Consider the following 21,915-nt stretch of genomic DNA (forward strand, 5'->3'; position numbering starts at 1 on the left):
ATTTCCCGATGACGAATCCGGTCCAGACCCTGACCAAGTCGGTCACCGTCAACGACAACCCGTTCATGAAGCCGGTGGAGTGGCTGAGCTTCGCTCTGCTCGCCGGGGTGATCCTGGTGGTCCTGCCGCTGGCGCTCGACGGGTTCCGCCTCAACCTCGTCGGCAAGTACCTGACCTACGCCTTCGTGGCGCTCGGGCTGGTGATCTGCTGGGGCTATGCCGGCATCCTGTCCCTCGGCCAGGGCGTGTTCTTCGGCTTGGGCGGGTACTGCATGGCGATGTACTTGAAGCTCGAAGCTTCGAGCGTCGCCAACACGAAAATCCAGTCGACCCCGGGCATCCCCGACTTCATGGACTGGAACCAGATCACCGAAGTGCCGTGGTTCTGGCTGCCGTTCAAGAGCCTGCCGCTGACCCTGATCCTGGTGGTGGCGGTCCCGGTCCTGTTTGCCTTCATCATCTCCTACGCGATGTTCAAGCGCCGGGTCGGCGGCACCTATTTCGCGATCATCACCCAGGCGATCGCCGCGATCCTGACGATCCTGATCGTCGGCCAGCAGGGCTACACCGGCGGCATCAACGGCATCACCGATCTGCGCACCCTCCATGGCTGGGACATCCGCACCGACCACGCCAAGGTGATCCTGTACTTCGTCAACGGCGGCCTGCTCATCGCCTGCATCCTGGCGGCGCAATACGTGAAGAAGTCGAAGCTCGGTCGCATCCTGGTCGCCATGCGCGACAAGGAGGACCGGGTCCGGTTCTCGGGCTACTCGGTGGCCGGCTTCAAGGTCTTCGCCTTCTGCCTGGCGGCCGGCTTCGCGGCGATCGGCGGGGCGATGTTCACCCTCCAGGTCGGGTTCATGTCGCCGTCCTTCGTGGGGATCGTGCCCTCGATCGAGATGGTGATCTACGCCGCGGTCGGCGGGCGCCTGTCCCTGTTCGGCGCGTTCTGGGGCACGCTGCTGGTGAACTGGGCCAAGACCAGCTTCTCCGAGAGCTTTCCGGATCTCTGGCTGTTCGGCCTCGGCGCCCTGTTCATCGCCGTGGTGCTCGCCTTCCCGAACGGTCTCGCCGGCATCTGGCGCGAGCAGATCGAGCCCCGCCTGACCCGCCGGGTGAAGGGGCTGCGGGCGCCGCCGCCCGCCATCGCCCCGCCCCACGGCGCTCCGGCCGAGTGAGGACATCATGAACGCCGCGCTCCTCTCCTCCCCCGTGGTCGGCGCCGAAGCGGCGCCGGCGGATTACCTCCTCGCCGTCGAGGCGCTGACCGTCTCGTTCGACGGCTTCAAGGCGGTCAACGACGTGTCGTTCTACGTCGACCCGGACGAGATCCGGGTCATCATCGGCCCGAACGGCGCCGGCAAGACCACGGTGCTCGACCTGATCTGCGGGCGCACCAAGGCCAGCACCGGCTCGATCAAGTACAAGGGCCAGGAGCTGACCAAGCTCTCCGAGAGCGCGATCGTGCAGGCCGGGGTCGGCCGCAAGTTCCAGACGCCGTCGATCTACGACGACCTCACGGTGTTCGAGAACCTGGAGATCTCGTTCCCCCGCGGGCGCTCGGTGTTCGGCGCCCTCACCTTCAAGCGGGACGCCGAGGTCCGCGACCGGATCCACGAGATCGCCCAGACGATTTTTTTGAAGGACCAGCTCAAGGAGCGGGCCGAGTTCCTGAGCCACGGCCAGAAGCAGTGGCTCGAGATCGGCATGCTGCTGATCCAGGACCCGGAACTGCTGATGCTCGACGAGCCGGTGGCCGGGATGAGCGTCGGCGAGCGGATCAAGACCGCCGAGTTGCTCAACCAGATCATCAAGGGCCGCTCGGTGCTGGTGATCGAGCACGACATGAAGTTCGTCGAGGACATCGCCCACCGGGTCACCGTGCTCCACCAGGGCAAGGTGCTCTCCGAAGGCTCGATGGAGCGGGTCAAGAACGACCCGAAGGTCATCGAAGTGTATTTGGGACATTGACCATGGCGTCGCTCCAGACCGCGCACCCGCCGCTCGTCCAGGCGCCCCCCCGCGCCGCGATCCCCGATCTGGACCCGGCGCTGGCCGTCCACGACCTCCACGCCGCCTACGGCCAGAGCGAGGTCCTGCACGGGCTCAGCTTCTCGGTGGCGCCCGGCGAGATCGTCGCCGTGATGGGCCGCAACGGCATGGGCAAGACCACCCTGATGAAGACCCTGATGGGCCTCGTGCCCGTCAAATCCGGGACGATCCGGGTCGAGGGCGAGGAGGTCGCGGGGCTCAAGAGCCACGCCCGGGTCGCCAAGGGCCTCGCCTACGTGCCGCAAGGCCGGATGATCTTTTCCACCATGACGGTCCAGGAGAATATCGAGACCGGCCTGACGGTCACCGGCGCCCGCAAGGTGCCGCAGGACCTGTACGACATGTTCCCGGTGCTGCTGGAGATGAAGGGAAGGCGCGGCGGCAACCTGTCCGGCGGCCAGCAGCAGCAGCTCGCCATTGCCCGGGCGCTCGCCAGCCGGCCGAAGGTGCTGCTGCTGGACGAGCCCACGGAGGGCATCCAGCCCTCGATCATCCGCGAGATGGGTCGGACCCTGAAGAAGATCCGCGACGACCGCGGCCTGTCGATCGTGGTGTCCGAGCAGGTCCTGAGCTTCGCCCTCGACGTCGCCGACCGGGTGATCGTCCTGGAAAATGGCGCCATCGTCCACGAAGCGCCCCGCGCCGGCATCGACGAAGCGCAGGTCGCCCGCTTCCTGTCGGTCTAGCGGACGCAAAAGATCGTCCGAGGGTCGTCATCGCGAGCGCAGCGAGGCGACCCAGGGCGGCGGGACATGTCCGAGCGTGGCGCTGCTGGGTTGCTTCGCTTCGCTCGCAAAGACGGCCGCCCCAGGGACCCGGCAACTACGATCGCAGCAGGGAGTGATAAAAAATGCCCGAGACGCTGATCAAGGTCGATCTCACGCAATCGGCCTACGACAACGAGATGGTGCACAACCGCTGGCACCCGGACATCCCGATGGTCGCCACCGTGAAGCCGGGCGCCGATTTCATCGTCGAGACCTACGACTGGACCGGCGGCTTCATCAAGAACAACGATTCCGCCGACGACGTGCGCGACATCGACCTGTCGATCGTCCACTTCCTCTCGGGCCCGATCGGCGTCGAGGGCGCCGAGCCGGGCGACCTGCTGGTGGTCGATCTGCTCGACATCGGCGCCAAGCCCGAGAGCCAGTGGGGCTTCAACGGCTTCTTTTCCAAGAAGAACGGCGGCGGCTTCCTCGACGAGCACTTCCCCCAGGCTCAGAAGTCGATCTGGGATTTCGAGGGCCTGTTCACGAAATCCCGCCACGTGCCGGGCGTGCGCTTTCCCGGCCTGATCCACCCCGGCCTGATCGGCTGCCTGCCCGATCCGAAGATGCTGGAGACCTGGAACACCCGCGAGAAGGCGCTCTACGACACCAATCCCGAGCGCGTACCGGCGCTCGCCACCCTGCCCTTTGGCCCGACCGCCCATATGGGCCGCCTCAAGGGCGAGGCGAAGGACGCAGCCGCCGCCACCGGCGCCCGCACCGTCCCGCCCCGGGAGCACGGCGGCAATTGCGACATCAAGGACCTGTCGCGCGGCTCGAAGATCTACTTCCCGGTCTACGTCCCCGGCGCCGGGCTCTCCATGGGCGACCTGCATTTCAGCCAGGGCGACGGCGAGATCACCTTCTGCGGCGCCATCGAGATGGCCGGCTGGGTCCATCTCAAGGTCGAGCTGATCAAGGACGGCATGGCCAAGTACGGGATCAAGAACCCGATCTTCAAGCCGTCGCCGATCACCCCGAAATACGACGACCACCTGATCTTCGAGGGCATCTCCGTCGATGAGCACGGCGGCCAGCATTATTTGGATGTTCACATCGCCTATCGGCAGGCCTGCCTGAACGCGATCGAATACCTCAAGAAATTCGGCTATTCGGGCGCCCAGGCCTACTCGATCCTCGGCACGGCGCCGGTCCAGGGCCACATCTCCGGGGTGGTCGACATCCCGAATGCCTGCGCGACCCTTTGGATTCCGACCAAGATCTTCGAGTTCGACATCAATCCCGGCGCCGATGGGCCGACCAAGTTTTTGGACGGCTCGGTCCAGATGCCGCTCTCGCCGGATCTTTGACGGTCCGGTCGTCCCGGGGGCCTCAGTGGACGCGACCTGCCCCCTCTCCCGTGCGGAAGAGGGGACCCGCGCCTTTCCGATAGTGTCTGCGTCTCTGATTTCGCCGGGAGCCTCGAAATGCCCGTCTACGATTACGCCTGCCAGGCCTGCGGGCCGTTCACCGCCATGCGGCCGATGGCGGAGTTCAAGGATCCGCACGCTTGCCCGGATTGCGGGGAAGCCTGCCAGCGGGCCTTCCTCACCGCGCCGCGGATCTCGGGCATGGATGCGGGGCTCAAGGCCGCCCACGCAACCAACGAGCGGAGCCGCCACGCGCCGCGGCGTTCTTCAGGCCACGGGGCAGGCTGCGGCTGCTGCGGACCGAAGAAGACGGCCTCGGCCCCCGCAGCGGCCAAGAGTTTTCCGAGCGCGCGGCCCTGGATGATCAGCCACTGAACCAGCCCTTCCCCCGCCGCGGGCTTACGGACTCGCACGCTCACGAACGCGGCGCGGGTCCCCTCTCCCGTGCGGGAGAGGGACAGGGTGAGGGGTGCGACTTCCCCGGACAAAGCTGATCCCTCACCCCAACCCTCTCCCGCACGGGAGAGGGGGCGCGTCGCAGCCTTCACAGCTCGATGTTCGGACACGGAACCCCCGCGATGGGGGGAGCCGGTGCCTTAAGAGTCAAATAGCAGGAGGAATCCTCGCCATGATGCACGGAGACATCTCGTCCAGCCAGGACAGCGTCGGCGTCGCCGTCGTCAATTACAAGATGCCGCGCCTCCATACCCGCGCGGAGGTGCTGGAGAACGCCAAGGCGATCGGCAAGATGATCATCGGGATGAAGACCGGCCTGCCCGGTCTCGACCTGGTGATCTTTCCCGAATACTCGACCCACGGCATCATGTACGATGCCGCCGAGATGTACGAGACCGCCGCCTCGGTGCCGGGCGCGGAGACCGAGGTGTTCGCCGCGGCCTGCCGGGAGGCCAAGGTCTGGGGCGTGTTCTCGCTGACCGGCGAGCGCCACGAGGAGCACCCGAACAAGGCCCCCTACAACACCCTGATCCTGATGAACGACCAGGGCGAGATCGTGCAGAAGTACCGCAAGATCATGCCCTGGACGCCGATCGAGGGCTGGTATCCGGGCGACCGCACCTACGTCTCGGACGGGCCGAAGGGGCTGAAGATCAGCCTGATCATCTGCGACGACGGCAATTACCCGGAGATCTGGCGCGACTGCGCCATGCGCGGGGCCGAGTTGATCATCCGGTGCCAGGGCTACATGTACCCGGCGAAAGAACAGCAGATCGTCATCTCGAAGGCGATGGCGTTCGCCAACAACGTCTACGTGGCGGTCTCGAACGCTGCCGGGTTCGACGGCGTCTACACCTATTTCGGCCATTCCGCGATCATCGGCTTCGACGGCCGCACCCTCGGTGAGTGCGGCGAGGAGGAGATGGGCATCCAGTACGCCGCCCTCTCAAAATTCCTGATCCGGGATTTTCGCGCCCACGGCCAGTCCGAGAACCACCTCTTCAAGCTGCTGCACCGCGGCTATACCGGCATGATCAACTCGAAGGAGAACCGACATGGGATGTCGGAATGCCCCTACGAGTTCTACCGCCGCTGGATCGAGGATCCCGACGGAACCCGCGACGCCGTTCGGGCCATTACCCGCCAGAGCGTTGGCACCGAGGAATGCCCGATCGAGGGCATCCCGTTCGTCGGCAAGGGCCAGGGCGCGCCAGACCCGGTCCGCTGAGATTACAGGAACCCCATGGACACCACACCCCTCGGCCCGACCGCATTCCGCAGCCCCGCTGTGCTGCTGTCGGGCCCGGTCGACTACGACATGTACAAGGATTTCCGCCGCCAGTTCGGCGCGGCCGGCGAGCGCGACCTCGTCGTGATCGAGCTCTCGACCCTGGGCGGCGACCCGGAGGTCGCCCGGATGATGGGGGAGGACATCCGCTACCACAGCGAGATGAGCCCGGACCGCCGGTTCGTCTTCCTCGGTAAGGCCGCGATCTACTCGGCCGGCACCACCTTCATGAGCTTCTTCGCCCGGCCGAACCGCTACCTGACCCGAGGCACGCGGCTGATGATCCACGAGCGCAAGATGAACAAGCAGCTCCAGGTCCAGGGGCCGCTCACCACCTGCATCGCCGCCGTGACGGCGACGCTCCACGAGATCGAGTGTTCGATCGTGATCCAGAACGAGGGGTTCTCGAACCTGATCCAGGGCTCGGACGTGACGCTGGACGAGGTTTTGGAGAAGGCGCCGGCCAATTGGTATCTGGAGGCGGAGGAAGCGAAGCGGCGGGGGCTGATAGAGGCGGTGATCTGAGAGCCGTGAGCGAGGGTTAGGCCCGTAGCTTTCTCGGCCTCCCCGTCATCGCGAGCGCAGCGAAGCGACCCAGCGACACGCCGGGTTCGAAGATCGTGCGCTGCCCTGGGTCGCTTCGCTGCGCTCGCGATGACGGCGCGGGCTCAAAGTCGCGCCCCTTCGGACCCGAGCCGGAGGGCGAGGGTTTCCACGAACAGCCGCGTCCTGACCGGCGTGCCCGCGGCTCCGGGCCAGACGGCCTGGACCGGAACCGGCGGCGGCTCGAACGCCGACAGGACGACCTTCAAACAGCCCTGATCGAGATCCTCCTGGATCTGCCAGAGGGGAGCCAGGCCGAGGCCCGCGCCCGCGACCACGGCCGCGTTCGCGGATGCGGCGTCGTTGCAGCGGAAGACGCCACGCACCGGAATGCGCGCGACCGTGCCGTCGATCGTCAGCGGCCAAGCATCGCCTTCCGGTCCGAAGGTGCGCACCACGCAATCATGCTCGGCCAGGTCTTCGGGCGTTTGCGGCAGCCCGCGACGGGCGAGATAAGCTGGAGACGCGACCACGCCCCTTCGCAGTTGCCCTAAGGGACGCATCTTCAGGTGCGGCGGACCGGGATCGCCGATCCGGATCGCCAGATCGAGCCTGTCCTCGACGAGGTCGGCGATCCCGTCCGATAGGACGAGTTCGATTTCGACCTGCGGATGGCGCGCCAGGAACGCCGCGGCAGCCGGGACGACGTGCTTCGGTGCGAACAGGACCGAAGCGCCGATCCGCAACGTACCAGCAACCCGGGCGCTCTCGCGCCCGATCTCCGCACGGGCCAGTTCGATCTCGGTCAGCGCGGCCTTCACCCGGGCGTGGAAGGCGAGACCGGCGGGGGTCGGCTGGAGCCGACGCGTCGTGCGCCGGATCAGTTCGACCCCGAACTCGCGCTCCAGCGTCGACAGGGACCGGCTGATCGATTGCAGCGAGACGTCGAGATGACGGGCGGCGGCGGTCAGGCTGCCCCGATCGATGATCTCGATGAAGGCTCGGTAGCGCTCCAGGCTCACCATCATTCTCACGATCTGAGCAACAAACTCTCGCGAAATGGGACAATTGTCTCACCGCGCGTAGAGAATTAGCGTTCCGGACCTGCCGCCACAACAGGATTTGGACATCCGCCATGACGACATCCGTGCCTGCCGACGCGATCGCCGCTCCTGAACCCGCGCAGGTGTCGCGCGGATTGACCCTGATGTTCGCTGTCGCGGCCGGCGTGATCGTCCTCAGCCTGTACGCGTCGCAGCCGCTCGCGGGCGTCATCGGCCCGTCCCTTGGCCTCGGGGTGACCGAGGCGGGGCTCGTCACGACCATCACGTCGCTCGGTTATGCAAGCGGGCTGCTTCTCGTCGTGCCTTTGACGGATCTGGTCGAGAACCGCGCGCTGATCACGCGGACGCTCAGCGCGGGGGTGATCGCCCTGGCCGTTGCCGCCGCGGCACCGTCGGCGCCGCTCTTCCTCGTGGCGTCGTTCCTTGTCGGCCTGACGGCGAGCGCGATCCAGATGCTGGTGCCGACGGCGGCCGCCCTTGCGCCGGTATCCGAGCGCGGACGCGTGGTCGGGAACGTCATGAGCGGCCTGATGCTGGGGATCCTGCTGTCACGCCCGGCCGCAAGCCTCGTCGCCGAATATGCCGGCTGGCGCTGGTTCTACGGCATCCTGGCCGGGCTCGTCGCTCTGCTGACGATCGTCCTCGCCCGGGTCGTGCCCGAACGGCGTCATTCACAGACAGCCTCCTATCCGCGCCTCATCGCCTCCCTGTTCGCCTTGCTGAAACAGGAGCCCGTGCTTCGGCGCCGCGCCGCCTCCCAGGGTCTGTGCATGGGCGCGTTCGGCGTGTTCTGGACCTCCGTGGCGCTGCGTCTGGCCGAGCCGCCGTTCGGACTGAGCCAAACCGGCATCGCCGTCTTCGCCCTGGCGGGCGCGGCCGGCGCCGTCGTGGCGCCCATCGCCGGCCGCGCCGGAGACCGGGGCCAGACACGACCCGGCACGATCCTGGCCCATCTCGGCATTCTCGGCGCCATGGCGCTGGCAGCCTGCGGTGGGGCTGAGGAGGCAGGCACGCGACCGGCCTCGCTCGCCCTCGGCATGATGGTGGTCGCGGCCATTGTCCTCGATCTCGGCGTCGTCGGCGATCAGACGCTCGGCCGGCGGGCGATCAACATGCTGCGGCCCGAAGCCCGCGGTCGCCTGAACGGGCTGTTCACGGGCCTGTTCTTCCTCGGTGTCGCTGTAGGATCGGGCCTTTCGGGCCTGGCATGGGTCCAGGCTGGATGGGCCGGCGTTTGCGCGGTCGGCGCCCTGTTCGGCGCCGCCGCTCTCGTGCTGTCGCTTAGCGACCTTCATCCGTCTGCCTGACGCGACGACGAACGGAGGTCGTCGAACCGCTGCTTACCCCTCCGGGTAATCCGCCTCCAGGCTCGTCTCGCGCCACGCCTCGATCTCGGCGAGGCGTTGCTTTAGCCGGCTCGTGACGGCCTCGTAGCCCCAGGCGCCGAGCACGAGATGGCGGGGCGGGTTGTCGATCTCGGTCACCCGGATCATCGCCTCGCCGGCGCGGACCGGATCGCCGGCCTGGGTGCCGCTCTTCTCGGACGTGGCCTTGAGCCGGGCGCCCGCGGTTTCGGCATAGTCGGGAATCGTGCTCGGGGTCTGGATCAGGGAGCGGCCGGCCCAGTCGGTGCGGAACGGGCCCGGCTCGATGCAGGTGACCTTGATGCCCAGCGGCCCGGCCTCGGCGGCGAGCGCGTCGGAAAAGCCTTCCACGGCGTGCTTGGTCGCCGCGTAGTAGCCGGAGCCCGGGAAGCCGACGAAGCCGGCCACCGAGGTGACGTTGAGGACATGGCCGGAGCGCTGCGCCCGCATCACCGGCAGCACGGCGCGCGTCAGGGCGAACAGACCGAACACGTTGGCGTCGAACTGGGCGCGGATCTTGTCGTCCTCGCCCTCCTCGATCGAGGCCTGGTAGCCGTAGCCGGCATTGTTCACCAGCGCGTCGATCCGCCCGAATGTCTTTGCTGTTTCGCTCACCGCCTGGGCGATCTGGCTCGCGTCGGTGACGTCCAGCGAGAGCGCCAGGACTCGGTCGGCGGCGCTCTCCGCCAGGTCGGCGACCTTGGCCCGGTCGCGGGCGGTCACCACCGCGCGCCAGCCGCGGGCGATGACAAGCCTGGCGAGCTCCCGGCCGAAGCCGGTTGAGCAGCCGGTGATGAACCAGACCGGTTGGGTATTGGGCATGGTGCGTCGTTCCGTGATGATCAGGGCGTCGCCGCCGGCTCGGTCAGCGTATCGATCGACAGCAGGTAGGCAATCAGCGCATCCTGGTCCTGGCGCGACACGCCGGTGCCGGCATCCGCCCAGTAGACGTGGCCTTCGCCGGTAACGCGCGCGATCCGTGCCGTATCCGAGGCTTTGTTCGCAGCGATCACCTTTGCCCGCAGGTCCCGGTCGATCAGGCTGCGAAGGCTGTTCGCCGGATCGGGGGCGATGCCGCGATAGAGCGTGCCCGGAACGCCGAGTTGCATCGCCGGATCGGGGCCGACCGCGATTCCCGAATCGTGCAGGTAGGGCGCGGTCCAGGCCAGCCCGACGAGGTTCGGCACCTTGTAGCCACCTTCGGTCTCGCCCTGCCCCCAGGCGAGCTGGACCTGAGCGAGCTTGTCGCCCGCCAGCGGCACTGGGACGATCACCGGATCGGCCGACAGCGGGAACCGCGTGTCAGTGGCGAAGAGGCTCGGGGGCGAAAGGCGCGCCTCCATCTTGGCACCGGCCCTGGCTCGGGTTGGCTCGGTGCCGATCTCCGCCGCCGGGATGATCCGGTGGTTGGTCAGCGCCGGGCCGGCATGGCAGGCGCCGCAGCCGGCCTTCTCGAACACCGCGCGCCCGGCCTGCACGGCGGCGGGACCCTGCTTGGCGGCCGGCGGGTGGAGCAGGTTCTGGAACGCCGACATGGCGTTGTTGGCGTGGTTGACCGGCTCCCCGGGCACCGAGGTGAACAGGCCGTTGTCGGTGACGTAGTTGGTCGCCGGATAGGTCGGCAGGACCGCGTAGCTGTTGAGCCCGGGCGAGGCCGGCGTCGGGTCTACGCTGCGCAGCACCTCCGACGGCCGGCGCGCCTCGCCGGGCTTGTACCGAAAGGACTCGGTGGCCGCGCCACGCAGGACGATGCCGAGATAGGCCTCCGCATCCATCCCGAACAGCCAGGGTGCGGCGGCGGCGAGCTGGGTCGTGTCGGAATTGGCGGCGTGGACATTGTTGTTGAGCGAAGACAGGCCGGCGAACGGTCCGACCGCTTCGCGCCCGCTCCAGCTATAGGGCTCGCCGTAGGCGGAAAAGCTCGACGGGATCGAAGTCGGATTGGTCACCCGGTCGGCCGAGGAATCGAAGCTGCCCGGCGGCCAGCTCGCCACCTGGACCTTGGTGGCGGCCTCCACGGCCTCTGCGTCCGGAAGGGCGGTCCCGGTCCCGGTGGAGCCGGTGTGCTGGGGGTCGGCTGGGGGCTTGGCATCGGCCTCCGGCACGCTGGCATGCATGAAATAGGCAGAGGAGTTCTTGGCCAGCGCCATCAGCAGCCCGGCATTGAGATCGGTGTTGGGCGCCCCCTCCACGACCTTGCCGGTACCCGGATCGACCGCGGCGTGGCACAGGGCGCAGGTGATGCCCATCCGCAGATGGCCCCGGTCGGAAAAAGTCTTGATCCCGATGATGAAGGCGCCGCCCTTCGGCACGTCGAGACCGGTCGGGACCAGCTCGCCCTTGCGGTAGGTCCGATCGCCGACGCGCACGTCCTGGGCCATGGCGACCTGGAGGTTGGTGGTGCCCTGCCCGCCGAGCTTGGCCACCGCCAGGGCCACCTGGGTGGGCGTCAGGCCGCCGTCGAGCATGCCCATCACGTCGGTGAGGAAGACCTCGTTGCCGAACGTCTCCTGGTAGAAGGCCTGCCGCCCGCGCTCGACCATGGCGGGATCGATCGCCACGGCACCGTTGTTGGCCGAGAGTTCCTTACGGCCCGCTTCGGTGCCGTTCAGGCGGTCAGCCTCCGCGTGCGAGACCCGGCGCCCGAGGACATCGAACGCGGTCTGGATCGGATAGCGGTCCGGGTTGAGCAGGTCCGCGCGGTCCGGCATCGGCGCGTAGCTGAACCGGCCGAGGCCGATTGTTGCACCGGCCGCGACGGTCGCGAGGCCGGCGACGATGAGGATGCGGCGGGGCCAACCCATGGATCGTCTTCGATCTCCTCGGGCCGCCACCCGGCGGGCATGCGGGGAGCGGCGGCCGGCGATCAACGGATGTCCCTGGCCGAGGTTCACCCCGGCGGGCGCACCCGGGTGTCACGTTCTCGCCAGCGGGGGCGGCGTCTGAACGGTCCGTCGGCCTGATCCGCAATGTCGCGATCAGCCCCGGTCGACGCTTTCCGCAGGCAGCGGCCGGAAATACCCGCTCGGCGGGCGCCCGAAGGAGCGTCGGAACACGGCCGCGAAGGCGCTCGGACTGTCGTAGCCGCAATCCAGCGCGACATCGAGGATGGCCCGGCCCTCCGCCAGCAGCGGCAAGGCGTGGAGCATCCGAGCCTGCTGGCGCCACCGGCCGAAGCCGAGACCGGTCTCGCGCTGGAACAGCCGCATGAACGTCGCCCGGCTCATGGCGAGCTCGGAGGCGGCCGCCGCGATGGGATGCGCGCGGGCGGGATCCCGGCAGATCCGATCGCACAGCGACGCCAGGCCGGCATGCTTCGGAGCCGGCAGGTCGAGCGGCTGCACCGGCAGGAACGCCAACTCCAGCATGAGCAGGCGGATCACGGCCTCGGCGACCACCCGGTCCCCTCGCGTCTCGGTGAGGGCGGCAAGCTTGAGGATCAGCTCGCGCAGGAGCGGCGTGACCTCGACAACCCTGCAGCGATCCGGGACTCCGTCGAAGCCGGTCGCGTCGATCAGGAGCGAGCGGAAGCGGATCCCGGCATGGCTGGCGGTGACATGGTTCGTGTCCGGCGGAAGCCAGACTGCCCGGCTCGGCGGCACCACCCAGGTCCCGCTGTCGGTCGTGACAGAGATCACGCCAGCCATCGCGTAGAGGAGTTGTGCCCGCGCGTGGCGATGCAGTGGGCTGGCGAAGCGGTCGCCGTCATGTCGGATGACCGCAATCTCGTCCGTGACCCGAATGCCGTCGATCACCGTCTGAGCCTTTCGCGACGAAGCTTGATCCTCGCACGCGAGAATATCACCGCCGCCTGACCTAGGGCTGGATCTCCGCATCGGGACCGTCGCCGCACATCGCGGCCGACCGGCAGCCAGCGCCTTCCGGGCCGCATTCCCGAGCCATCGATCCCACGGCCGATCCCATCATGCTGACCAACCCCGCCACCAAATACCGCCCGTTCGTCTCCCCGATCGACCTGTCGGATCGCACCTGGCCGTCGAAGCGCCTCGCGACCGCGCCGCGTTGGCTGTCCACGGATCTGCGCGACGGCAACCAGGCGCTCGCCGACCCGATGGATGTCGCCCGCAAGCTGCGCTTCTACGACATGCTGCTCGGCATCGGCTTCAAGGAGATCGAGGTCGCCTTTCCTTCGGCCTCGCAGACCGACTTCGATTTCGTCCGGATGCTGATCGAGGACGATCGCATTCCCGAGGACGTGTCGATCCAGGTTCTGACGCAGGCGCGGACCGACCTGATCGCCCGCACCTTCGCGTCGCTGGACGGTGCCCGCCAGGCCATCGTGCATCTCTACAACGCGACGGCGCCGCTGTTTCGGCGGGTCGTGTTCGGCATGGAGCGGCACGAGATCGTCGCCCTCGCCGTATCCGGCGTGACCGCGATGCTGGAGGAGAGCCTGAAGCGGCCCGGCACGCGCTGGACCTTCGAGTACTCGCCGGAGACCTTCTGCTTCACCGAGCCGGATTTCGCCCTCGAGATCTGCGAGCGCGTGCTCGATGTCTGGCAGCCGACGCCGGAGCGGCCGGCGATCCTCAACCTGCCGACGACGGTCGAGGTGGCGATACCGAATGTCTATGCGGACCAGCTCGAGTGGTTCTGCCGCCACATCTCCCGGCGGGACGCCGTGATCATCAGCGTGCATCCGCACAACGACCGCGGCACCGCCGTGGCCTCGGCCGAGCAGGCGCTGCTGGCCGGCGCGGACCGGGTCGAGGGCTGCCTGTTCGGCAACGGCGAGCGCACCGGCAATGTCGACCTCGTGACGCTGGCGTTGAACCTGTACACGCAGGGCATCGATCCGAAGCTGTCCTTCCCGGCGATCCGCGAGGTCGTGAGCACCGTCACCTATTGCAACGGCCTGCCGGTGCATCCGCGCCACCCCTATGCGGGCGAGCTGGTCCACACCGCCTTCTCGGGCTCGCACCAGGATGCGATCCGGAAGGGTTTTGCCGCCCATGCGCAGCGGAACGACGGCCTCTGGGAGATGCCCTACCTGCCGATCGACCCCGCGGATCTCGGCGAGAGCTACGAGGCGGTGATCCGGGTCAACAGCCAGTCCGGCAAGGGCGGCGTCGCCTGGGTGATCGAGCAGGATCTGGGGTTGAAGCTGCCCCGTGCCCTGCAGGTCGACCTGAGCCGGCGCGTGCAGGTCCTGGCCGACCGGACCAGCCGGGAACTATCGGCCACCGACATCGCGGGCGCCTTCAGGCACGCCTATCACGTCGACGACACGGAGATTTTCGCGCTGGTCGATGACGGGGGCGGCCTGCGCCGACAGGCGGGTTCCGAGCGGATCTTCACGGGCCGGATCCGCCATCGCGGGCAGGAAGTATCGGTGTCGGGGCGCGGCAATGGCCTGATCTCGGCCCTGCTCGCTGCCCTGGCCGACGCGTTCGGCATCGCCCTCGCGGTGGTGGATTATTCGGAGCATGCGCTCCGGCGCGGTTCGGATGCGCAGGCGGCGGCCTATCTCGAATGCAGCCTCGCCGACGGCAGCCCGATATTCGGCGTCGGGATCGACAGCGACGTGGCGACCGCGACCGTGAAGGCCGTGCTGAGCGCGGCGAGTGCAGCCGCATCGCTCGGCCGGTAAGGCCGGGCCGCCCTCGCGCGGCGTCGGCGGAGGCTGCCGATCACCCCAACCTCGGCCCTTGTCCTGAATCGACGGAGCGAGGCGAAGACCTCACGCGGTTGGCCCTCGCATGCGCGGGGGCCGCACAATTTTTCTGACCTTGCGCCAAAGACTTTTTCAGCAGCACGTCCGGGTCATTATGCGTTAGCATGATGTAACGGACTTGCCTGTACTGCAATGCCGCAAATCTTTGATGCGGCGCAACAGTGCTGACGGTCAGAAATTTGGTCGACCGTGCGCCGGAACCCTGCGGGCTCCGCACCGCCGGCCCGTAACAGACTCGGAGACGGCCGGCGCCGAGGCCGGCCGGACATCCGGGCCGGAGGGAGGATCGTGGGCTTCATGCGGAAGAACAAGGTCATCACGGCGGACGAGGCGATCGCGCTGATCCGCGTGAACGACGTCGTGACCACCACGGGCTTCGTCCAGAGCTGCATCCCGGAGGCTTTGCACGCCGCCCTGGAGAAGCGTTTCGTCGAAACCGGATCGCCCCGGGGTCTGACCCTGATCATGACCGCGGGCGCGGGCGACAGCAAAGGGCTGGGCACCGGCCGCCTGCATCATGACGGCCTGCTCTCGCGGGTCATCGCCGCCAATTTCGGCCGGATGCCCAAGGTGGCCCAGGCCGCGCAGAACAACCTGATCCGCGGCTACAACCTGCCCCAGGGGGTGATCTCGCAACTCTACCGGGCCTGCGCCGCCGGCCAGCCCGGCCTGTTCTCGAAGGTCGGGCTGCAGACCTATGTCGATCCGCGCCACGGCGGCGCCAAGGTCAACACGCTGACCACCGAGGACATCGTCAAGCTGGTCGAGGTCGATGGCGAGGAGTGGCTGTTCTACACCGCCACCAAGATCGACGTGGCCTTCATCCGCGCCACCTCGGCCGACCCATCGGGCAACCTCTCCTACGAGAAGGAGGCGCTGACGCTGGATTGCCTCGCCCAGGCCATGGCGGCCCGCAACAACGGCGGCATCGTCATCGCGCAGGTCGAGCGCATCGTCGAGGACGGCTACCTGCTGCCCAAGGACGTGCGCGTCCCCGGCATCCTGGTCGATTGCGTCGTGGTCGCCGAGCCCGAGATGCACCGCATGAATTACGGCGTCATGCACGACGCCGCGCTGGCCGGCGAGATCCGCGTCCCCGTCACCGGCATCAAGCGGATGCCGCTCAACGAACGCAAGATCATCGCCCGTCGGGCCGCCTTCGAGCTGCCGCCGAACGGCGTGGTCAATCTCGGGGTCGGCGCCCCGGAGGGCATCTCCTCGGTCGCCAACGAGGAGAAGATCACCCCCTACATCACGCTGACCACCGAGGCTGGCGCGGTCGGCGGGGTGCTGGCCTCAGGGTCCAGCTTCGGCGCGGCCACCAACGCCGACTGTATCATCGACCAGAACCAGATGTTCGACTTCTACGACGGCGGCGGCCTCGACATGACCTGCCTGGGCATGGCCGAGTGCGACGAAGCCGGCAACGTCAACACCTCGAAGTTCGGCGGCAAGCTCAACGGCTGCGGCGGCTTCATCAACATCTCGCAGAACGCCCGCACGGTGGTGTTCGCCGGAACCTTCACGGCGGGCGGGCTGGAGATCGCCGTCGATGACGGCGTCGTGCGGATCGTGAGCGAGGGCCGGTCCCGCAAGTTCGTGACACAGGTCCAGCAGAACACCTTCTCGGGCCCCTACGCGGTCGAGCGGGCCCAACCGGTCCTCTACGTGACCGAGCGCTGCGTGTTCCAGCTGACCGCCGACGGCCTGGAGCTGGTCGAGGTGGCGCCGGGCATCGACATCGAGCGCGACATCCTCGCCCACATGGATTTCAAGCCGGTGGTGCGCAATCCCGTGCCGATGGACCCGCGCATCTTCCGCGACGAGCCGATGGAGCTGCTCTCCGACCTGCTCAACCTCGATCTGGCCTCGCGCATCAGCTACGACGGCGAGCGCAACATCCTCTTCATCAACCTCGAAGGCTGGTATTGCCGGGTGAAGAGCGACATGGACGAGCTGCGCATGACCATCGTCGAGGCCTGCCGAAAGGCCGGCCAGCGGGTCAACGCCGTGATCAACCACGACGGCTTCCGGCTCAACGAGAACCTGATCGACGACTATGCCGGGATGATCCAGTATCTCCAGGCGAACTACTACGCGACCACGACCCGCTACGTCACGAGCGCGTTCCTGCGCCTGAAGATGGAGGAGGCGCTGACCAAGCGCGGCGTCGCCCCCCACGTGTTCGAGCGCAAGGAGGAGGCCCAGGCCTTCCTGGGCAGCACCGACAAGAAGGCGCGCAAGCGGATCTCCCCGGCCGTCGCCTCGGCGGCATAGGGCTCCGATACGATCGCATCTCTATCGAAGCCTCTGTCAGATCCCCCTTCTTCCAATCTAACCCCCTCATCCTGAGGCGACGGAGCGCAGCGGAGGCCTCGAAGGAGGCCTCCAGGGATCGCGCGGCTGGCTGGAGCGCTCCTTCGAGGCTTGCGCTGCGCGCAAGCTCCTCAGGATGAGGTCGAGGGGTGGATGCCCGCCCCCAGACAGACCCTAATACCCCCGCCCGGCATCGACGCCCCGCGGCGGCTGCCCGGTGCTGCGGTACTCCCGCAGGTTGGCCGCCACCGTGGCGGCTGCGGAGTCCATGTCGGTCGGGCCGGAGATGTGCGGCAGCACGGTCACGCCCGAATGGGTCCAGAGCGGAGACTCGGCCGGAAGCGGCTCGACATCGAACACATCGAGCACCGCATGCGCCAAGTGGCCGGCATCGAGCGCCGCGATCAGGTCCTCGGTCACCACGATCGGCCCGCGGGCGAAGTTGATCAGCGATGCCCCGGGCTTGAGCGCTGCCAGCCGCTCGGCATTCACGAGGCCGCGCGTCTCCGGCGTCAGGGGCACCAGGCAGACGAGGATGTCGCAGCGCCCGAGCATCGGCGCGAGACCGTCCGCGCCATGGAGCGTTTCGATGCCCGCGATGGTCTTGGGCGTCCGGCTCCAGCCGGTGACGGAGAACCCGGCCCCGGTCAGCCGCTCGGCCGCCGCCGTGCCGAGCGCGCCGAGGCCGAGCAGGCCGACCATCGTGTCGGCAGGCTTGCGGTAGGGATGCGGCTGCCAGACCCGCTCGCGCTGCTGGCGGGCATAGGCCGGCATGTCGCGCTGGAGGTAGGTGGTCCAGGCCAGCACCGCCTCGGCCATGGCGCGGGCCATCTCCCAGTCGACCAGGCGGACGATCGGCAGCGGCCGGTCGAAGGCGCCGACGAGCTTTTCCACGCCGGCCCACAGGCTCTGCACCCAGACGAGGCCCGGCAGGGCGGCGACCTCGGCGGGATCCGGGTTCGCCACGATGGCGACCTGCGCACCCGCGCACTCCGCATCCGTCATCCGGCGGAACGGAACCAGCCGCTCCCCGGGCATCGCGGCCGACAGGATCTGCAGATACTCCGCCTCCTGCGCCGGGCTCTTGCACCCGACCAGTGCGACAACCTCCGCCATCCTCGAACTCCGTACGCGTCTCAGGCTACGCCCGCTCGGGGCGATGCAGGCGCTGTGCCTGGCCGAGGCGGGTTCGCCAAGTCAGCTGCCAAGTCGGCTGCCAAGTCAGCGCGCCTCGACGAGTGCCGGGTAGACGAAGCGGACGTTGCGCCGCCCCTCGGGGATCACGGTCTCGGCGCGCTTGCGCAGGCTGCCGGTGGTGACCGGCACCGCCACCTCGGTGGGCCGCAGGCGCCAGCGCTCGGCGCTCGCCATCGGGACCGGCGGCTTCGGGCGTTCCAGATGCCGGTCCGCGCCCTCGGTGGGGACGGTGGCGAGCCCGGCCAGAGTCATGACGGCGAGGAGGCCGTACCGGGACCGGCGCAGCGGCCGGGAACGAGGGGGTGGCGTGGACATGTCAGGGAACCCGCGTGGACACGCGAGTTCTGCCTGTCACGGGTGAAGACGGGATCGAACCGAATCGATTCCCAACCTGTTCCCAACACCTGCGTCGAGTCGCGGTAAACGCCGAGTCTTGAGGCACGGTAAACGAACCCATTGGGAGGACGCACAGGCATGGCGAGCAAGGTTGAGGGAAGCGCCGGGACACCCGAGCGTGCGGAGATCGGCCGCGTCATCGACACCGACATCTCCGCGCGACTGGATCGGCTGCCCTGGGGCCGCTTCCACGTGCTCGTCATCGTGGCGTTGGGCATCACCTGGGTGCTCGACGGGCTCGAGGTGACGCTGGCCGGGTCCCTGGTCGGCGCCCTGCGCCAGCCGCCGATGTCGTTCTCGGAATTCGATGTCGGGCTCGCCGCCTCCTGCTACCTCGTCGGCGCGGTCACCGGCGCCCTCGGCTTCGGCTGGCTGACCGACAGGATCGGCCGCAAGAAGCTGTTCTTCATCACGCTGGCCCTCTACCTGATCGCGACCGCGGCCACGGGCCTGTCCTGGAACGTCGCGAGCTTCTGCGTCTTCCGGTTCTTCACCGGCGCGGGCATCGGCGGCGAGTACACGGCGATCAACTCGACCATCCAAGAGCTGGTCCCGGCCCGGGTCCGCGGCTGGACCAACCTGGTCATCAACGGCTCGTTCTGGATCGGCGCGGCGCTCGGCTCGTTCATGTCGATCGTGCTGCTGCGGCCGGAGGTGATCGATCCCGCCTGGGGCTGGCGCGTCGCCTTCTTCACCGGTGGCGCCATCGGCCTCGTGATCCTGCTGCTGCGCACCTGGATCCCCGAGAGCCCCCGGTGGCTCGCCACGCACGGCTACGCCGCGGAAGCCGACCGGGTCGTCACCGGCATCGAGAAGCGCTTCACCGACGAGGGCGTGACCCTGCCGCCGGTGGACGAGAGCAAGCGCATGAAGGTCCGGACCCGCGACCACACCCCCCTGTCGGAGGTGTTCCGGGCCCTGTTCGTCACGAACCGGTTGGCTACGATGGTCGGGCTCGCCCTGATGGTGGCGCAGGCGTTCTTCTACAACGCGCTGTTCTTCACCTACGCGCTGGTGCTGGAGCGGTTCTACGACGTGCCGGGCAACAGCGTCGGCTGGTACCTGCTGCCGTTCGCGCTCGGTTCGTTCCTCGGCCCGCTGCTCCTCGGGCGGCTGTTCGACACGATCGGCCGGCGCCAGATGATCGCCTTCACCTATGGCATCTCGGCGGTGCTGCTGGTCGCCGTGGGCCTGCTGTTCCGCCTCGACGTGATCGGGCCGGTGGGGCAGACTGCCGCCTGGATGGTGGTGTTCTTCTTCGCGTCCGCCGCGGCGAGCTCGGCCTACCTGACCGTCTCCGAGACCTTCCCGCTGGAGATCCGGGCGCTCGCCATCGCGGCCTTCTACGCGGTCGGCACCGGCATCGGCGGCGTTTCCGGGCCGCTCCTGTTCGGCAGCCTGGTCGAGACCGGCTCCCGCGACTGGGTGCTGTTCGGCTACGGGATCGGCGCCGCGCTCATGCTGATCGCCGCGGTGGTTGGCGGGGTCTGGGGCACGGCCGCGGAAGGCAAGTCCCTGGAGGACGTGTCGAAGCCGCTGGCGGCCGCGTAGGCAGAAGACAGCCCCCTGAGCCGGATCTCCTTGCGTTCAACGCATCGAGATCCGGCCGAACGGGCACGCGACATCCGCTCAGACCAATCTGATCGGGCCGCCATAGTGTGCGAGGGTCCGATCGGCCGTGACGAATTCAAGTCCCTCGACCTGGGCCTGTGCGATCAAGAGCCGATCGAACGGGTCGCGATGGACGGGCGGAAGGCCGGCGACAGCGGCCGCATGAGCCCCTGTCACCGGAAGCTCGATATAGCCGCTGTCGAGCAAACCTTTCCGCAGGTGCTTCGCATCGACCTGAAAGTCGTTGCGACCCAGCCCGCTTTTGATCGCAATCTCCCACAGGCTCGCCGCGCTGAACACGAGCGTATGCGCAGGATCCTCGATGAGGCGGCGTGCGGCAGATGTCAGCCGGTCGGATCCTGCCGCAGCCCAGAGCAGGATATGTGTATCGAGCAGATAGCTCACCGGCCTTCGAACGCCGCCGCGATCTCTTCGCTACCCATCCGATCGAAATCGTCCGGGATGCGGATGGACCCAGCCAGAAATCCGATCCGCGAGGTCTTGGCTGACGCCGGTGCGTCGAACGGGACGACACGAACCAAGGGCTTGCCGTCTTTCGCGATGATGAACGGCTCGCCCGAGGCAGCCTGCTCCACGAGGCGCGGCAGGTTGGTCTTGGCGTCCTTCAAAGTGACCGTCCGCATCGATCCGGTCCCAACTCCACACACGCCCGCCGCCGCGCGACGACCGCATGGGTGATCGTAAACCCTCAGCCGTCTTTCCGCCAAACCTGCCCATGGTAGACGAAGCGCCGGCCCTCATTGGCGAGGGCGGCCAGGCCCTTGAAGGCCGGGTCGTGGACCGTGATGACGCTGGTCGGGATCTGGCGCATCATCTCGGCGAAGGGCGCCTTGCGCTCGAACGCCTCGCGAAACCCGCTCTCCTCCAGCACCTTGACGATGCGCGGTGCGATGCCGCCGCCGATATAGACGCCGCTGGTTGCGAGAAAAGTCAGGGCGAGGTCGCCGCAGACGCGGCCGAGCAGGCGGCCGAACAATTCCAGCGCCTCCGCAGCGTGCGGGTCCGAGGCGTTGAGCCCGGCCTCGGTCACGGCCGCCGGGTCGAGCTTCTCGTGCGGCTGGCCGGTGCGGACATGCGCCACCGCTGCGTGCAACCGCGCCAGGCCCGGCCCCGACAGAACCGCCTCGACGGTGATGCGCCCGTCGACCCGCTCCAGCGCGTGCCAGATCTTTTCTTCGAACGCGTCCGCCGGGCCGAAATCGGTGTGACCGGCCTCCGTGGAAACGATGGCGAGGTGGGCCGAGTAGGGCACCAGGGCCGCCGCCCCGAAGCCGGTGCCGGGCCCAAGCACGACCCGGGCGCCCCCTGGAATCGTCGGACTGGGCCCGACCGGCGTGAGGTCGTGGGGCTCGATATCGGCCGCGCCGGCCGCGACCGGCACGTAGTCGTTCACCACCACGGCCGAGGAGAGCCCGAAATCCTTCGCGATGCGCTCGCCGCCGATCCGCCAGTGCGCATTGGTGAGTTGGGGCTCCGGCCCATCGACCCGCCCGCCCATCGCCAGGATGGTCGAGCGCGGCGGCGGCAGAGCATCGCCGCCCTTGGCCAAAGCCGCCTTGATGGCGTGCGACGGATCGGGATGGTCGGCGGTCGCCTCGTGCGAGAGCAACTGGGGCTCGGCGCCCTTCTCGGCGATCAGGCCGAAACGGGCGTTCGTGCCACCGATGTCACCGATCAGAACCGGAAACTCGAACATCGACGAAGGGCCTTTTCCTGAGCTGGCTCACAACGAGGCAGGACGCGTGCCTGCCGCCATGCGACGAAGGATA

The 21,915-nt window shown here is 68.1% G+C and carries 20 protein-coding genes; 11 read left to right on the plus strand and 9 right to left on the minus strand.

Annotated features, from left to right (window positions below):
* Positions 1 to 8: 8 nt before the first annotated feature.
* The 7 genes from urtC (at position 9) to MKK67_RS31715 (ending at position 6,464) form a co-directional block, all read left to right on the plus strand.
* Positions 9 to 1,181: an urea ABC transporter permease subunit UrtC gene (gene urtC / locus MKK67_RS31685; RefSeq protein WP_243973050.1), complete on the plus strand. Its 1,173-nt coding sequence runs from the start codon at positions 9 to 11 to the stop codon at positions 1,179 to 1,181.
* A 7-nt stretch (positions 1,182 to 1,188) separates the two neighbouring features.
* Positions 1,189 to 1,974 (plus strand): urea ABC transporter ATP-binding protein UrtD, encoded by a 786-nt coding sequence (gene urtD, locus MKK67_RS31690; protein WP_058191210.1) that lies wholly within the window; start codon positions 1,189 to 1,191, stop codon positions 1,972 to 1,974.
* 2 nt (positions 1,975 to 1,976) lie between these two features.
* On the plus strand, positions 1,977 to 2,741 hold the full coding sequence (gene urtE, locus MKK67_RS31695; RefSeq protein WP_243973058.1) for an urea ABC transporter ATP-binding subunit UrtE: 765 nt from the start codon (positions 1,977 to 1,979) through the stop codon (positions 2,739 to 2,741).
* A gap of 164 nt (positions 2,742 to 2,905) precedes the next feature.
* Positions 2,906 to 4,135: a formamidase gene (fmdA, locus tag MKK67_RS31700; protein ID WP_243973059.1), complete on the plus strand. Its 1,230-nt coding sequence runs from the start codon at positions 2,906 to 2,908 to the stop codon at positions 4,133 to 4,135.
* 117 nt (positions 4,136 to 4,252) lie between these two features.
* The gene (locus MKK67_RS31705) at positions 4,253 to 4,570 is read left to right on the plus strand and encodes an FmdB family zinc ribbon protein (protein WP_243973061.1); all 318 of its coding nucleotides are present in this window, start codon (positions 4,253 to 4,255) and stop codon (positions 4,568 to 4,570) included.
* Between the two features lie 253 nt (positions 4,571 to 4,823).
* Positions 4,824 to 5,879, plus strand: a complete 1,056-nt coding sequence (locus tag MKK67_RS31710) for an aliphatic amidase (protein ID WP_243973063.1) — start codon at positions 4,824 to 4,826, stop codon at positions 5,877 to 5,879.
* Between the two features lie 15 nt (positions 5,880 to 5,894).
* The gene (locus MKK67_RS31715) at positions 5,895 to 6,464 is read left to right on the plus strand and encodes a ClpP family protease (protein ID WP_243973065.1); all 570 of its coding nucleotides are present in this window, start codon (positions 5,895 to 5,897) and stop codon (positions 6,462 to 6,464) included.
* A 143-nt stretch (positions 6,465 to 6,607) separates the two neighbouring features.
* On the opposite strand, the gene MKK67_RS31720 is transcribed toward MKK67_RS31715, so the two are convergent.
* Positions 6,608 to 7,510 carry a LysR family transcriptional regulator gene (locus tag MKK67_RS31720; RefSeq protein WP_243973067.1) on the minus strand — a complete coding sequence of 301 codons (903 nt, stop codon included), beginning with the start codon at positions 7,508 to 7,510 and terminating at the stop codon, positions 6,608 to 6,610.
* A 107-nt stretch (positions 7,511 to 7,617) separates the two neighbouring features.
* Between MKK67_RS31720 and MKK67_RS31725 the strand changes: the two genes are divergently transcribed.
* A complete protein-coding gene (locus MKK67_RS31725) occupies positions 7,618 to 8,853 on the plus strand; it encodes an MFS transporter (RefSeq protein WP_243973069.1) in 1,236 nt (411 codons plus the stop codon).
* Between the two features lie 33 nt (positions 8,854 to 8,886).
* On the opposite strand, the gene MKK67_RS31730 is transcribed toward MKK67_RS31725, so the two are convergent.
* The 3 genes from MKK67_RS31730 to MKK67_RS31740 form a co-directional block, all read right to left on the minus strand.
* Complete coding sequence (locus MKK67_RS31730) at positions 8,887 to 9,732, minus strand: oxidoreductase (RefSeq protein ID WP_243973071.1); 846 nt, start codon at positions 9,730 to 9,732, stop codon at positions 8,887 to 8,889.
* A 20-nt stretch (positions 9,733 to 9,752) separates the two neighbouring features.
* The gene (locus MKK67_RS31735; RefSeq protein WP_243973073.1) at positions 9,753 to 11,714 is read right to left on the minus strand and encodes a cytochrome C oxidase Cbb3; all 1,962 of its coding nucleotides are present in this window, start codon (positions 11,712 to 11,714) and stop codon (positions 9,753 to 9,755) included.
* 174 nt (positions 11,715 to 11,888) lie between these two features.
* The gene (locus MKK67_RS31740) at positions 11,889 to 12,665 is read right to left on the minus strand and encodes an AraC family transcriptional regulator (protein ID WP_243973075.1); all 777 of its coding nucleotides are present in this window, start codon (positions 12,663 to 12,665) and stop codon (positions 11,889 to 11,891) included.
* Positions 12,666 to 12,835: 170 nt separating this feature from the next.
* On the opposite strand from MKK67_RS31740, the gene leuA reads away from it, so the two are divergent.
* Complete coding sequence (leuA, locus tag MKK67_RS31745; RefSeq protein WP_243973077.1) at positions 12,836 to 14,521, plus strand: 2-isopropylmalate synthase; 1,686 nt, start codon at positions 12,836 to 12,838, stop codon at positions 14,519 to 14,521.
* 381 nt (positions 14,522 to 14,902) lie between these two features.
* A complete protein-coding gene (locus MKK67_RS31750; RefSeq protein WP_243973079.1) occupies positions 14,903 to 16,882 on the plus strand; it encodes an acyl CoA:acetate/3-ketoacid CoA transferase in 1,980 nt (659 codons plus the stop codon).
* A 213-nt stretch (positions 16,883 to 17,095) separates the two neighbouring features.
* Here the strand turns inward: MKK67_RS31750 and MKK67_RS31755 are convergent, their stop codons facing one another.
* Both MKK67_RS31755 and MKK67_RS31760 read right to left on the minus strand, forming a co-directional pair.
* The gene (locus MKK67_RS31755) at positions 17,096 to 18,037 is read right to left on the minus strand and encodes a 2-hydroxyacid dehydrogenase (protein ID WP_243973081.1); all 942 of its coding nucleotides are present in this window, start codon (positions 18,035 to 18,037) and stop codon (positions 17,096 to 17,098) included.
* Positions 18,038 to 18,142: 105 nt separating this feature from the next.
* Positions 18,143 to 18,433, minus strand: coding sequence for a hypothetical protein (locus MKK67_RS31760; protein WP_243973083.1), 291 nt, complete (start codon positions 18,431 to 18,433; stop codon positions 18,143 to 18,145).
* A gap of 159 nt (positions 18,434 to 18,592) precedes the next feature.
* Here MKK67_RS31760 and MKK67_RS31765 point away from each other — a divergent pair, with 159 nt between their 5' ends.
* Complete coding sequence (locus MKK67_RS31765) at positions 18,593 to 20,065, plus strand: MFS transporter (protein WP_243973085.1); 1,473 nt, start codon at positions 18,593 to 18,595, stop codon at positions 20,063 to 20,065.
* 78 nt (positions 20,066 to 20,143) lie between these two features.
* Here the strand turns inward: MKK67_RS31765 and MKK67_RS31770 are convergent, their stop codons facing one another.
* The 3 genes from MKK67_RS31770 to MKK67_RS31780 form a co-directional block, all read right to left on the minus strand.
* Complete coding sequence (locus tag MKK67_RS31770) at positions 20,144 to 20,530, minus strand: type II toxin-antitoxin system VapC family toxin (protein WP_243973087.1); 387 nt, start codon at positions 20,528 to 20,530, stop codon at positions 20,144 to 20,146.
* Positions 20,527 to 20,769: a type II toxin-antitoxin system Phd/YefM family antitoxin gene (locus MKK67_RS31775; protein WP_243973089.1), complete on the minus strand. Its 243-nt coding sequence runs from the start codon at positions 20,767 to 20,769 to the stop codon at positions 20,527 to 20,529. The genes MKK67_RS31770 and MKK67_RS31775 overlap by 4 nt, the downstream gene beginning before the upstream one ends.
* 65 nt (positions 20,770 to 20,834) lie before the next feature.
* Positions 20,835 to 21,842, minus strand: a complete 1,008-nt coding sequence (locus MKK67_RS31780; protein ID WP_243973091.1) for a glucokinase — start codon at positions 21,840 to 21,842, stop codon at positions 20,835 to 20,837.
* Positions 21,843 to 21,915 lie beyond the last annotated feature (73 nt).

This window comes from Methylobacterium sp. J-072 (genome assembly GCF_022829425.1).
Lineage (GTDB): Bacteria > Pseudomonadota > Alphaproteobacteria > Rhizobiales > Beijerinckiaceae > Methylobacterium.

Coding starts and splice junctions, on each gene's coding strand:
- MKK67_RS31715 (WP_243973065.1), top strand. CDS start 5,895: ATGGACACCACACCCCTCGGCCCGACCGCATTCCGCAGCCCCGCTGTG.
- fmdA (WP_243973059.1), top strand. CDS start 2,906: ATGCCCGAGACGCTGATCAAGGTCGATCTCACGCAATCGGCCTACGAC.
- urtC (WP_243973050.1), top strand. CDS start 9: ATGACGAATCCGGTCCAGACCCTGACCAAGTCGGTCACCGTCAACGAC.
- MKK67_RS31725 (WP_243973069.1), top strand. CDS start 7,618: ATGACGACATCCGTGCCTGCCGACGCGATCGCCGCTCCTGAACCCGCG.
- MKK67_RS31780 (WP_243973091.1), bottom strand. CDS start 21,842: ATGTTCGAGTTTCCGGTTCTGATCGGTGACATCGGTGGCACGAACGCC.
- MKK67_RS31765 (WP_243973085.1), top strand. CDS start 18,593: ATGGCGAGCAAGGTTGAGGGAAGCGCCGGGACACCCGAGCGTGCGGAG.
- urtE (WP_243973058.1), top strand. CDS start 1,977: ATGGCGTCGCTCCAGACCGCGCACCCGCCGCTCGTCCAGGCGCCCCCC.
- urtD (WP_058191210.1), top strand. CDS start 1,189: ATGAACGCCGCGCTCCTCTCCTCCCCCGTGGTCGGCGCCGAAGCGGCG.
- MKK67_RS31735 (WP_243973073.1), bottom strand. CDS start 11,714: ATGGGTTGGCCCCGCCGCATCCTCATCGTCGCCGGCCTCGCGACCGTC.
- MKK67_RS31730 (WP_243973071.1), bottom strand. CDS start 9,732: ATGCCCAATACCCAACCGGTCTGGTTCATCACCGGCTGCTCAACCGGC.
- MKK67_RS31750 (WP_243973079.1), top strand. CDS start 14,903: ATGCGGAAGAACAAGGTCATCACGGCGGACGAGGCGATCGCGCTGATC.
- MKK67_RS31710 (WP_243973063.1), top strand. CDS start 4,824: ATGATGCACGGAGACATCTCGTCCAGCCAGGACAGCGTCGGCGTCGCC.
- MKK67_RS31755 (WP_243973081.1), bottom strand. CDS start 18,037: ATGGCGGAGGTTGTCGCACTGGTCGGGTGCAAGAGCCCGGCGCAGGAG.
- MKK67_RS31720 (WP_243973067.1), bottom strand. CDS start 7,510: ATGATGGTGAGCCTGGAGCGCTACCGAGCCTTCATCGAGATCATCGAT.
- MKK67_RS31775 (WP_243973089.1), bottom strand. CDS start 20,769: ATGCGGACGGTCACTTTGAAGGACGCCAAGACCAACCTGCCGCGCCTC.
- MKK67_RS31760 (WP_243973083.1), bottom strand. CDS start 18,433: ATGTCCACGCCACCCCCTCGTTCCCGGCCGCTGCGCCGGTCCCGGTAC.
- leuA (WP_243973077.1), top strand. CDS start 12,836: ATGCTGACCAACCCCGCCACCAAATACCGCCCGTTCGTCTCCCCGATC.
- MKK67_RS31705 (WP_243973061.1), top strand. CDS start 4,253: ATGCCCGTCTACGATTACGCCTGCCAGGCCTGCGGGCCGTTCACCGCC.